9 protein-coding genes are annotated in these 12263 nt (G+C 42.7%); 7 read left to right on the forward strand and 2 right to left on the reverse strand.

The window, feature by feature from the left end; all coding sequences use genetic code 11:
* Positions 1–120 precede the first annotated feature (120 nt).
* Positions 121–753 (reverse strand): NAD(P)-dependent oxidoreductase, encoded by a 633-nt coding sequence (locus GQS54_RS14385; RefSeq protein ID WP_166424676.1) that lies wholly within the window; start codon positions 751–753, stop codon positions 121–123.
* A 115-nt stretch (positions 754–868) separates the two neighbouring features.
* Here GQS54_RS14385 and GQS54_RS14390 point away from each other — a divergent pair, with 115 nt between their 5' ends.
* From GQS54_RS14390 to GQS54_RS14400, 3 genes are all read left to right on the forward strand, one after another.
* Positions 869–1759: a LysR family transcriptional regulator gene (locus tag GQS54_RS14390; RefSeq protein ID WP_166424677.1), complete on the forward strand. Its 891-nt coding sequence runs from the start codon at positions 869–871 to the stop codon at positions 1757–1759.
* Between the two features lie 99 nt (positions 1760–1858).
* A complete protein-coding gene (locus GQS54_RS14395) occupies positions 1859–2101 on the forward strand; it encodes a hypothetical protein (protein ID WP_240919957.1) in 243 nt (80 codons plus the stop codon).
* 234 nt (positions 2102–2335) lie between these two features.
* Entirely contained in the window at positions 2336–3139 is an 804-nt protein-coding gene (locus GQS54_RS14400) for a PEP-CTERM sorting domain-containing protein (RefSeq protein ID WP_166424678.1), read from the forward strand.
* A gap of 73 nt (positions 3140–3212) precedes the next feature.
* On the opposite strand, the gene GQS54_RS14405 is transcribed toward GQS54_RS14400, so the two are convergent.
* A complete protein-coding gene (locus tag GQS54_RS14405) occupies positions 3213–5609 on the reverse strand; it encodes a fatty acid cis/trans isomerase (RefSeq protein ID WP_166424679.1) in 2397 nt (798 codons plus the stop codon).
* Positions 5610–5877: 268 nt separating this feature from the next.
* Between GQS54_RS14405 and GQS54_RS14410 the strand changes: the two genes are divergently transcribed.
* The 4 genes from GQS54_RS14410 to prsK all read left to right on the forward strand — a co-directional run bounded on the left by GQS54_RS14410 (position 5878) and on the right by prsK (position 12252).
* A complete protein-coding gene (locus tag GQS54_RS14410) occupies positions 5878–7203 on the forward strand; it encodes an MFS transporter (protein WP_166424680.1) in 1326 nt (441 codons plus the stop codon).
* A gap of 131 nt (positions 7204–7334) precedes the next feature.
* On the forward strand, positions 7335–8684 hold the full coding sequence (gene glpT / locus GQS54_RS14415; protein WP_166424681.1) for a glycerol-3-phosphate transporter: 1350 nt from the start codon (positions 7335–7337) through the stop codon (positions 8682–8684).
* 327 nt (positions 8685–9011) lie between these two features.
* Entirely contained in the window at positions 9012–10136 is a 1125-nt protein-coding gene (locus GQS54_RS14420) for a beta-ketoacyl-ACP synthase III (RefSeq protein ID WP_166424682.1), read from the forward strand.
* A 97-nt stretch (positions 10137–10233) separates the two neighbouring features.
* Positions 10234–12252 carry an XrtA/PEP-CTERM system histidine kinase PrsK gene (gene prsK, locus GQS54_RS14425; RefSeq protein ID WP_166424683.1) on the forward strand — a complete coding sequence of 673 codons (2019 nt, stop codon included), beginning with the start codon at positions 10234–10236 and terminating at the stop codon, positions 12250–12252.
* Positions 12253–12263 lie beyond the last annotated feature (11 nt).

Consider the following 12263-nt stretch of genomic DNA (forward strand, 5'->3'; position numbering starts at 1 on the left):
GTTTGTTTGGCGATAAACATCTGATCAGATTTAGAACATGCATTCAACCCCTAATTTCCTTAAGATCCTACGTATGATGATTTGATAAAACGCCATACAGTTAATAGCGTTAATGGCTGCTTAGTAGGCAACGCTTATACGTTGATTATTGTGCGCCGCGCTTTCAGCTTCATCGACCAATGCTTTGGCATAGTCTGTCACTGATATTTTACTTTCACCGAGGCTGTTAGTAAAAAATGCGTCTCCACCAATGCGGAAGGTACCTTCACTCTCACCCGGATAAAGCTGGGCTGCTGGGCTAACAAACGTCCATTGAGTAGCGCTTTTATTCGCACGGAATATGTTGAGTGCTTCCCCTTGGGCAAGAGCCTCATCCTTGAATTCGGCAGGAAATTCGGGTGAAGAAACCAGTAATACGCCTGGCGCAACTTCTAGACTGCCGGCACCACCTACCCAAATTAAGCGTTGTTGGGTATTGGCTAACGAATCAAGTAAACGTTTCGCAGTTTCAGCCACTAAGTTGTGGTTACCTGCTGCGCGTCCACTAATGGAAGCAATCACCACATCTGCACCTTGGGCTGCTTGCGCAAAGTCGTCACCACTTGTTAAATCAAAAGCGCGCGAAATTACACCTTCTTCGTTTACCTTGCTTGGATCACGCACTATCGCGATAACATCGTGCCCACGTGTTTTAGCTTCTGTCATAATAGTGCTACCGATCCAACCTGTTGCGCCTAAAATTGCAATTTTCATAATGAAACTCCGAATGATTAATGTGTTGTGTTAATTCAGTGGGGCTAGTTTACTTATATGCATTTTGATGATAAATACACTTTTATGACTAAGATTGTTTCAATATAAGATACTAATGGATAAAATCACATCACTTCAAAGCTTTATCGAGGTTGCTCGATGTAGCAGCTTTACCAAAGCTGCGGATAAGATAGGTTTGAGTCGCCTGCAGGTGACACGGCATGTGCAAGACGTTGAGCAATGGCTAAATTTACGTCTTTTCCATCGAACGACCCGAAAGGTAAGTTTGACCTTACAAGGCGAAGAAACGTTGGTGTTTGCCAAAAAAATAATTAGTTCGGTGTCAGACCTTGAAAGCCGTGCTCATAGTCATAATCATGAATTGGTTGGTACCATTCGCGTTGCTACACCAATTGGTTTAGGACAAAACATGTTGTTAGATGCAATAGCGCAGTTTGTCGCAGTGCATCCACAAACTCAAATTCAGATGGTGCTGTCAGATAGTTTAAGTGAGTTGGTCGATGAACGGGTAGATATAGCATTACGCTATATAGAAGTTCCACATCAACAGCTCATTGCCCGGAGATTAATGCATATTGATAGTGTGTTGTGTGCGTCTCCTGAATATATTCGTCAACATCTAGCACTCTCGCAGCCTAGCGACTTGCTAAGTCATAATTGTTTGGTGCATAACAGTCACAGTCTGTGGCGAGTATTGTCTGCTACCAGTGATGAAAAAATCCCGGTAAGGGGAAATATACAAGCTAATGAAATGGGCGTTATCTTAAAGGCTGCTTTACGCGGTTTGGGTATTGCTAATTTACCCTGCGATTTGGCTAATGATTATTTAGCTAACAAGGAGTTGTGCCAAGTGTTACCCGACTATTCTTCACCGGGTAGTAATCTATGGGCGGTATATCTGTCCCGGGATCATCAACAAAATGTAGTGCGTGCCTTTATTGATTTCTTGGCATTGCGTTGGCAAGATGATGTGAAAAAAGCATGATGCATAAAAATTCGATGAGTTACAGAACATAAATTTTTTTGCATGCCGACTCTTCTAGATAAATGCAATGTAGCGCCAAATTAACGAGTAGGATTTCTTATGTCACCTAGTATGCCGCGAATGAATAAAGTGCACGCACAAGCGATCATTTTTATCACCCTGTTATTGTCTGTATCTGCTTGCACTAATAAGCAATTATATAAGGTTGGACAGTCTTACCAAAAAAGCGAATGTGAACGCAGTGCTTTATCAGATGTGCAGTTTAGGCAATGCAAAGAAATTGAGGCCAAGCGTTTTGAAGATTATGAGCGAGAACGCCAAGCTGCATTAGAAAAACCATAATGTATATAGGAAGTCATTGGTAGACCTTAGTATAATGGCATGTTTTTGCTGACAGATCTAAATCACTATTTTCGAGTGGTTAACCAGTCAAAAATGTTAATAAAATGTCAAGTTTGTTTACAATTTACTGGTCTTGATTTTCTTGAATTATTTAAGACCTTGAATAAAAAGCACTTTTAATTGTGGTGTTGTTCTTGCTGCACTGGCTGTGATTTTCATAAAGAGGAATGTCACATGCACAAAAGAAATAGAACAAAAATAAGCACTAAATTAGCTAAAAATATGGTTAAGGTACTCAGCTTAACGGCGGTACTGGGGTTATCTTTCAATGTTTTCGCCTCGCCAATAAATGGCACTGGTAATATTACACCGGAGGTCATTTTTGGCGATGGTAACGCAAATGGTTCTTGGACCGGCGAAACCGTTAGTGGCGTAGAAGTCGCCCTTAGAGGCAAGTTACGTTATAACGCAGCGGGTAGTCCAGAAAATACTTTTAATTACGATGGGGATCGTACTTATACTTTTGATCCTACGCTAAGTTCTATTCCGGCTAATCGCTCGGTATTTAATTTCGAGTATGCGGTCAACGTAGATACCGATGCGTCGGGAAATACACTCGATGATTATTCCTATTTATTTGAATTTGATTTAGATCCCACTGCTGGTACTGACTTCGTCGCTTTCGATATCATTACCTTAAAAACTGATAACGAGTTAGGTGATAGCTCGACAGGCAATGGTGATGGGATAGTCGACACGGCTAACTATGCGTCTATTTTTGGGAATTATAGCGTAGCGCAGAATTCTCAGAACCGAGGCTTCGGTTATTCAGGCATACTTGACGCGGATGCAGAAGGTATTTTCACCTATAACTTAACCGTGTTTGATGCAAACGGTGGAGCGCTAGCAACCAGCTCAATTGATATTGTCGTAGGAAATGTTCCTGTACCGGCTCCATCAGCACTAGTGACATTATTTAGCGGGGTATTTGCGTTAGCTTTTATTAGCTTGCGTCGTCGCAAGAAGCAATTATCTTAAGTCGTTAACTCTAAAATTTGCTGGTATTTACGGTTAAGTGAATTCAACCGTAAATACCAATATTATTAACCGCTTAACGGTTTTCTAATCGATTGTAATCTAGCAAACCCGCTTCAATGGGGTCGTGTTGCATAAAAATTTGATTAAGTTTGTCACTAAACTCCCAGAAGTCTTTTGTTGTGCGGCGCACGGCAAATGAATCTAAGAAAGCTTCGTAATCTTGTTCATTTTTAATCTGTTGAGCGCTCGCGACCAAACGCGCTAAATCTGCCTCTTTGACTCGCCAAAATACATCTGGATAACTACCAAGTAACCCGTGGACTAACGTTACATCATCATTTTTGTAATCACGATTGGCGTCCTCAGAAAACAAACTATTGACGTTATAATGAGCACTGTTACGCACCAATGTGAATATTTCAGCTTGATTACCGTCTTGAGGCTCAACCATCATCATACTTAGCTCAGGCAGAATAGATGCACTAGGACCTTTAATATTGGCTAACTGCCCTAATAAGGCCTTACTGTTTCTGTTTAGTTCGCTGTCTTGCACCCTGTAACGGTTTGGTTGGACGTCTTTTACACGCTCAGCAAAAATAGCATAAAGTTCTTTTTTATACTGCTTAGTTTTGAATTGAATGCCGCTAGGTTGATCAAATGGATTAATTTTACCTTCAACAAACTCTGTCAATTCGGGGCTAGGTTTTTGATACCAAGATGCTAACTCTTCGCGTCGACCTTTAGGCGGCAAAAATGCCAAAAAGTTTGATTCGCCTTCCATGCGCAGAAAATCCATGTACAACCGGGTCATCAATTGATGACCATAATTCCCGTATACGTCGAAACCAGCGACAAGTAGATAATGTATACGTTCGAGTAAAGCGTAGTCGATAACCCAAGACGTTTTAGGCGGTTTGCCCACTAACCCTTTTATTACAGTGGCATTATCGAAATGGCGAAATACTGTCAGGGTGGCGTTGTCGTTTTCATTATCCCCCGTCCATAGGTCGTCCTGGGTAAAGTGCTGCCCATCTTCCATGGCGGTATTCATAAAATTATTTCTGGCACGCATGTAGTCGCCTTGTCTTGATGCATACTCAATCCACTTTACTGCAAGCGCGCTACTCTCTTGTTCTGCGGGAAGACGCAAGTTATCTCGCTGAGAGGCGTAAAATGCGCTTATTTTAGCTGATGCAGCAACTTCTGGTTTTATAAAATATACCCAGAAGCGGTCGTTGATGACATTCAGTGCTACCTGACCACGACAAACCGGGCCTTTTATATACCCCATGATGGTATTTTGTGCTCGCTCAAGCATAAATCGGTAACGGGCATTCACTGGTAATTGGGCAAAGGCTGTCAACGGATTAGCACCAACGCCCGGTTTATAGCTAGGTAACGCAGAGACTTCGTAATCAGCGTCAACAAACCATTTTTGCCACTTATCAGTGAGCTGAGTGTGAATCGCATAAGGTTGGTGGGCTTTATTTACGATAGTAGACATCACGGGTTGCAAGCGGTAGTAAACACGCTCAACACCTGGATCGTCAAATGGACGACGACTGGCAATAACATCTATCGGTTGCCCTGAAGGGGTTCTGGAGCGCACTACATTGAAAAACTGTGGCTGTACAGCTGAATCGCTCAGTTCACTGAAATACAGATGGGTACTAAATAGGTGTTCGTAAATGTAGCGACCGCTAAGTTGCATTTTTAAGCTATCACCATTTAGAAAGGTTTCCAATTTATTGACTGCTTGTTGCAGAACGTCAGAAATTGGAGCGCGGGCTGGCATATATGCGCCACTTTCTAACCAGCTCATTAGCACACTGTGTTCATTGTCAGTAAGTTCAGGCAGCGCGTAGGGCATACCACCATAGGGTTGGCTTTTCGCATAACCGTTAAACTCTTGAATAGTAGGGCACTGTTGGCTGCGATCCGTACTCACATCAAAACGCTCATCTAACAGTTTGTCATTTGGCAGGGGATGCTGTTGTTTCAATGTTAGCATTTCAGCCAATACCGATGCTTGAGTATTCGCTCTTGGTGTTTGCGCACGCTCGTTCAACACTGGGTAAAAACCACGTTCACGCCATTCCTGTGAATCCAATGCATCTATAAACAAGCGATTCGGAGTGGCGGCTAAAATACGTGAACCGTGATAAACCTTTTCTTTGTTGGCACCTCGCTCGATTCCCTCGGGGGAGGTCATTTTCAACTGGCAGGGCGAGTCGTAACAAGCGTGGCATACAACGCAGCGCCCTTCGATGATTGGGGCCACTTGCTTCTCATAAAATAGCGAGGCTGGACTTTCTAGTGTTGATTGCGCGAGGGTGGCAGATACACGATTACTGGGGTCTTCATTACCGTAAAGCTTATTCAAATCTAGGTTAGCTATGGTTGCGCAGCCTGAACATATCAGAATGACGCCGATGAATATCTTTATCCACTTGGTGTGTGTGTTTTGCATAGGGATCCAGTGATAGCTAAGAGGCAACAAATATTTGCTTATTAATCCTAGCGCAAAGCGCTAGGATTAGCTGAAATTATAATTTTATAGGCGGGTGTCGCAAATTTGCCGCGCAGTTTACCTTGTGAATCTTGTTGACTCAAACTTTGTTAACTATCAGTGAGTCATGTGCTGAGCAAGGGCCAGTTTTCTTTGTAATTACCATGCGCTTGACAGGATAACTAAAAGCATTAACCCTATTGGCACTTAATAGATATTTTGGTTACTTATGAGTCGTGAAAGTAATGTGACATCAGTGTTCGGTCATATCTTGATTATTATCCTTGCGGGCGAGCTAATTTTCGCATTACCGTTTCATTTAGCGCGTTTTTTTCGGCCGACTTTTTTGCAGGCATTTGAGCTCACAAACACACAACTAGGTGACATCTTTGCGGTATACGGCGTGGTTGCTATGTTGTCCTATTTTCCTGGCGGCTTGATTGCCGATAGGTATGCACCTAATCGCCTAATGAGTTATTCATTATTATCGACTGCAGCAGGGGGCGTGTATTTACTCAGCGGGCCAAGTCATTTCGGACTGACTTTGTTATTTGGCTTTTGGGGGGCGACCACAGTCTTAGTTTTTTGGGCTGCAATGATAAAAGCCACACGTCTATCGGCTGCTCCAAATCGTCAGGGTTTTGCTTTTGGTTTGTTGGATGGGGGGCGAGGGCTCGCAGCCAGTTTGTTTGCCAGCGGGGGGATCCTATTATTAAGCCAAGGCGCATTTAATCCACAAGGTGACTTTAACAACAGTCATGACGCTTTTAAGGCCATTAGTTCACTCATCATTTACTACACATTTTTAACGGTTGTTGCGGCGCTGCTAACTTGGTTCTTTGTTAGTGCTGAGCGTCCAGAGGTGGATGACAACCATAGTCAAACATCTCTAGTCGCTCCACATCATTCATTCTGGAGTGCGTTGCGCATAACGCTGAATAATCCACTGGTATGGTTACAAGGCGGTGTGGTGGTTTGTGCATATTGCGGCTATAAGGCACTGGATAATTATAGTCTTTTCGTTGTGCAGGCGTTTAATTGGTCGCAAGTTGAAGGGGCGCAATTTATTACCTTCGCCAGCTATTCTCGTCCTATTGCAGCCCTCGCCGCGGGAATACTTGCTGACCGATTGCGTACCAGTCGCATGACCTATATTTTGTTCGCCTCTCTGGGATTGGCATTTTTAGGTATTGCTTGGCTTGCCAATTTCAATTCTGCGGTAACGTTATTGTTAGCTATGTTGTTGTTTACTTTTTTTGCCGTATTTGCGCTACGTGGGATTTACTTTGCCTTGGTTGATGAAAGCCAGATTAGAATGGGGGCCACTGGCACAGCAGTAGGCATAATTTCGGTGCTGGGATTTACCCCTGATATTTTCTTTGCCTCTATTTCTGGGCGCATGCTCGATGCAGGGCAAAACGGCTTTGCGTACTATTTTTTATTTATTGGCGCGATTATGTTTATCGGTTGCCTTTGCGCATTATTGTTGGCCAAGAAAGTCAGTAAGTTAGGTCGACTGAGTGACGCTCAGGCAAAAAATAGCGTTACCCATTGATAATTATCGGTAAATTTTTTAGTAAAAATGACTGAATATTGGATGTGGCTTGATGAATTGTCATATTCGCAACATATCATTAACGCTTAACATCTGTTTTAATTAAGAAAATTATAAGTAGTAGTAATCATATGTTCGGTATTTTTAAACCCGCTCCTCATCAGCCTCGACTCCCCAAAGAAGAAATCGATAAAGAATACAAAGCATTGCGCTGGCAAGTATTTATTGGGATTTTTGTTGGATACGCAGGCTATTATTTAGTCCGTAAAAACTTCTCTTTGGCTATGCCATTTTTAATTGAAGAGCAGGGCTTTACCAAAGGTCAACTTGGTATTGCTTTATCTGCTGTGTCTATTGCATATGGTTTAAGTAAGTTTTTGATGGGCAGTGTGTCAGATCGCAGTAATCCTCGTTATTTTTTGATGACGGGCTTGTTGGTCTCGTCTGCTGTGATGTTCATCTTTGGTTTTACCGATTGGGCAACACAAAGTGTCGTTAGTATCTTTTTACTGCTGTTTATCAATGGCTGGGCTCAAGGGATGGGTTGGCCCGCATGTGGGCGTACCATGGTGCATTGGTACTCTGGTAACGAAAGGGGGCGAACGGTCTCTTTTTGGAATATTGCCCATAACGTTGGCGGGGGCTTAATAGGCCCGCTTTTCATTTTAGGTATGGCATGGTTTAACGATTGGCACAGTGCTTTTTATATTCCAGCTGCCGGTGCGTCGTTAATCGCAGTGTTTGTTTATTTCATTATGAAAGATACCCCTCAATCCTGTGGTTTGCCTCCAATTGAAGAATATCGTAATGATTACCCCGCACAGTATTCTGCAGCCCATGAGGAAGAATTAACGGCTAAGCAAATCTTTATGCAGTTTGTGCTGAATAACAAACTGTTGTGGTTTATAGCCGTGGCAAATGCGTTTGTGTATTTAATTCGTTATGGAGTATTGGATTGGGCGCCAACTTATTTATACGAAGTTAAAGATTTCTCATTCGATAAAAGCTCTTGGGCTTATTTTCTCTATGAGTGGGCGGGCATACCAGGCACACTTTTATGTGGTTGGATAAGCGATAAGTGGTTTAAGGGACGACGGGCGCCAGCAGCTATTTTGTACATGATTCTGGTGCTGGTGGCCGTGGTGGTTTACTGGTTAAACCCAGCCGGTAATCCGGGCGTGGATATTATCGCGTTAATGGCAATCGGCTTCTTAATATACGGCCCTGTTATGTTAATTGGTCTCTTTGCCCTCGAACTCGTGCCTAAAAAAGCAGCGGGAACCGCAGCCGGCTTAACCGGCTTGTTTGGTTATCTAGGCGGGGCGGTTGTAGCAAATATTGCCCTTGGTTATACAGTAGATAATTTTGGTTGGGACGGCGGCTTCGTATTGCTGGTCGGCGGGTGTATCGGAGCGATATTACTGATTGCCTTAACGTTAAAGCATGAAGTTGCCCATGAGAGTCATCAGCGAGAACATTGAGGTTAGTTGGGAATATTGATTCCCCGATCCACACGATAATAAGACGTGCTAAGACAATTTGTCGCTACCTAGCGCGTCTTTTTTTATCCAAAATTTAGAATAATGAATAAATCCGTAGGGTCACCCTTGCGATTTGTTACAGATTTTTTACCGAACACGCTTTATGGCGCAGAGGCCGCGCAAGCTTAGATCTAGCGATGCATCGACTTAAAACTTCACTTCTAAACTTAACAAAGTTTGTTAGGGAATGGCCAAACGCTTGAACATTCATGACATTTCCGTTGCAAAGCGATAAGCTAACGAGATATTTCAAGCGGAAAAACAAACATGACAAATTCTGTAGTGATCAGTGGTTCGGGATTATGGAATCCTCCACACAGCATCTCAAATGAAGAGTTAGTAGATGCGTACAATGCCTATGCCATAAAATTCAATGAACAAAATGCCGATGAGATTGAAGCAGGCTCATTAGTGGCGAAACCTTTATCAAGTGCTGAATTCATCCAAAAAGCTTCGGGTATTCGCAGTCGATATTGCTATGTGAAAGACGGTATTTTAGACATCAATCGTATGCGCCCAATGATTGCGGAGCGTTCAGATGACGAGTTATCTGATCAAGCTGAAATGGCGATTAATGCCGCTAAATTAGCGTTAAAAGCAGCTAACAAAACCGCTGATGATATCGACGTCGTTATCGTTTCTTGTGCCTACACGCAACGTTCTTACCCTGCTTTAGCGATTGAAGTCCAAGGCGCGCTGGGTATTAAAGGCTTTGGCTTTGATATGCTGGTTGCTTGCTCCGCAGCCACGTTCGCGTTACACCGAGCCTATGAGATGATTACCGCTGGCACGGCCAAAGGAGTTTTGGTGATCAATCCTGAATTGACGTCTCCTCAGGTCAATTACTGTGACCGTGACAGTCATTTCATTTTTGGTGATGTAGCAACAGCGATGGTAGTCGAAAATGCGGATACCGCTACATCAGACCACGTATTTGAAATTATCAGCACTAAAGCCGTGACCCAATTTTCGAATAATATTCGTTCTAATTTCGGTTATGTTAGTAGAGCGAATGATGTTGACCCTTACGGTGCTGACAAATTGTTCCATCAAGAAGGACGTAAAGTGTTTAAAGAAGTTTGCCCGATGGCAGTTGAACATATCAGTGAGCATTTGACGCGTCACACGCTAACCACCGCCGATGTTAAACGTTGGTGGTTACACCAAGCGAATATCAATATGAATAACCTTATTAGCAAAAAATTACTTGGTCGCGAGCCCACACGAGAGGAAGCTCCGATTGTATTAGATCAGTATGCCAATACAGCGTCTGCAGGCTCCATTATTGCTTTTAGTATGCACCATAAGGATTTACAAGCAGGTGATTACGGGTTGCTATGTTCTTTCGGTGCAGGTTATTCGATAGGCAGTTTGCTGGTTAGAAAAAAATAGCGGCTAAGTCGGCGACAGTAGTTGCCGACTGGAAAAGGGATGGCTTTTTACGTCATTAGCATAAAAACGGAATAATAACGTTGGGGACAACACCATTATGCTAGCAGTTTGGGGATACGCAGCCAGTGCGTTAGGTTACGCACTGTTGCTGTTGTTACTGTTAACGTCGCGTAAATCGGGGTTAGCAAAATACTTACTAATTCTCGCTACAGCTGCTACGTGCCTGTGGTCGTTGTCACCATTTTTCATGGATGAAATTACGGTCGAACGATTAATCGTCTTCGATAATATAAAACAATTTTTCTGGCTACTGTTCTTGGCAGCCTGCTTGAAAGACAACTTTACCAGTCTCACCGGAGTGTTAAGACGCCCCGAAACTTGGTTGATTTTAGCGCTACCCATGGTCGCTATTATTGTGCCGTTATTTTTTAATGTAGCAGACAGTTGGTTGTTCTTATTTCAAACTGTGCTTGCATTGCAAGTACTGATATTGCTTGAAATCATCTATCGTCAAGCAGGGGATAATCGTTGGGCATTTAAGCCGCTGATCTTGTACCTTGGGGCAACGAACTTATTTGAGTTTGTGACGTTTGCTAACGCCCTTATGGTTGAGCAGATTGATCTCACTTACATCGCCGCCAGAGGCTTTATTTATACTGCTCTTATCCCTTTTTTGGTGCTGGCTATTCGTCGTGTCCAGCATTGGGGCGTAGATATATTTGTTAGTCGAGAGGTAGTGCTACACAGTTCTTTGCTTGTGGTGGCGGGCTGTTACTTATTTGTGATGTCGCTGATTGGTTATGTGGTTAAATATATGGGCGGAGAGTGGAGTTCCACGATCCAAATATCGTTATTTTTCTTATCGTTAGCCTTACTGGTTACTGTCTTTTTATCTGCTAGTTTCCGTACCAAAGTAAAAGTATTTATTACCAAGCACTTCTTTGCAAATCAATTTGATTATCGCCATGAATGGGTTAAATTAACCCAATCATTGGCCCATAATCGGCCGGGGCAAACCGTTTATCAAACGGTGCTTAATGCTTTTTTACAAGCGATGGATTATCAGTCGGGTTTATTGATTAAGTGTGTTGACAATAAAGTTGAGTATCTGGCAGATCAAGATGCAGAGCCATTATGCGAAGATCAGTTGATTGTGATGCAGCAGTTTTTTGACTATTTTCAGCATAAAAATTGGATTATTGATATCGCTGAATTGCGCACTAAACCTTTTGTGTACGAAGAGTTAAAGGTTAATCACGCGGCACTCAATAAAGCCACCTTTCAATTGGTGGTACCCATATACCGTGAGGAAGTATTTTGGGGATTGGTTTTAATGACTAATACCAAAGAAACACCACGCAGTCTAAATTGGGAGCTACGAGATTATTTAACCGCAGTGACGGACCAAGTCGCCAATTTCTTATTTCATCACGAAGCGGCGAAAGAGGTGGCTGAAAACGCTCAATTTGCGGCGTTTACCCGTATGTCGGCTTTTGTTCTTCACGATTTGAAAAATGTATTGGCGCAAATTGATTTGATTTTATGTAATGCTGAGCAGCATAAAGACAATCCTGAGTTTATCGATGATACTTTTGAAACATTGCATCATACTAAAGCGCGGATGGAAAAAATGCTGCGCCAGCTATCTGAGAAGAATTCTGACTTGGCCAGTCCTCAGCGCTTATGTCGTATATCCCAGTGCATAGACAATGTTATTCAACAACGCTGCGCCAATCAACTGCCCAAAGTGGAGTTGAACGTTATAAGTGAAACGGATGTCGTGTTAGATCAGGATAAATTCGCCAATGTGATGTATCACTTAATAAGCAATGCCCAGCAGGCCACTGCTGATGATGGCTTTGTGCGGGTGGAAGTAGAGCATGCTCCGCAAAACACGCAGATGGTTGTGACCATTTCTGATAATGGCTCGGGAATGAGTAAGACGTTTATTCAGCAACGTTTGTTTAAGCCTTTTGATACTACCAAAGGTAACGCAGGAATGGGTATTGGCGCATATGATGCTAAAACATTTTTGGAAAAAATTGGTGGTTTTTTATATGTTCAAAGTGAAGAAAATGTTGGTACAGTCTTTACATTGAACATACCAGCAGACTAATGAATTAAGTT

Source organism: Paraglaciecola sp. 20A4, from assembly GCF_011378905.1.
Taxonomy (GTDB): Bacteria; Pseudomonadota; Gammaproteobacteria; order Enterobacterales; family Alteromonadaceae; genus Paraglaciecola.

Bases quoted from the DNA above. Each gene is read 5' to 3' on its own strand.
- GQS54_RS14385 (WP_166424676.1), bottom strand. From the start codon at position 753: ATGAAAATTGCAATTTTAGGCGCAACAGGTTGGATCGGTAGCACTATT.
- GQS54_RS14390 (WP_166424677.1), top strand. From the start codon at position 869: ATGGATAAAATCACATCACTTCAAAGCTTTATCGAGGTTGCTCGATGT.
- GQS54_RS14395 (WP_240919957.1), top strand. From the start codon at position 1,859: ATGTCACCTAGTATGCCGCGAATGAATAAAGTGCACGCACAAGCGATC.
- GQS54_RS14400 (WP_166424678.1), top strand. From the start codon at position 2,336: ATGCACAAAAGAAATAGAACAAAAATAAGCACTAAATTAGCTAAAAAT.
- GQS54_RS14405 (WP_166424679.1), bottom strand. From the start codon at position 5,609: ATGCAAAACACACACACCAAGTGGATAAAGATATTCATCGGCGTCATT.
- GQS54_RS14410 (WP_166424680.1), top strand. From the start codon at position 5,878: ATGAGTCGTGAAAGTAATGTGACATCAGTGTTCGGTCATATCTTGATT.
- glpT (WP_166424681.1), top strand. From the start codon at position 7,335: ATGTTCGGTATTTTTAAACCCGCTCCTCATCAGCCTCGACTCCCCAAA.
- GQS54_RS14420 (WP_166424682.1), top strand. From the start codon at position 9,012: ATGACAAATTCTGTAGTGATCAGTGGTTCGGGATTATGGAATCCTCCA.
- prsK (WP_166424683.1), top strand. From the start codon at position 10,234: ATGCTAGCAGTTTGGGGATACGCAGCCAGTGCGTTAGGTTACGCACTG.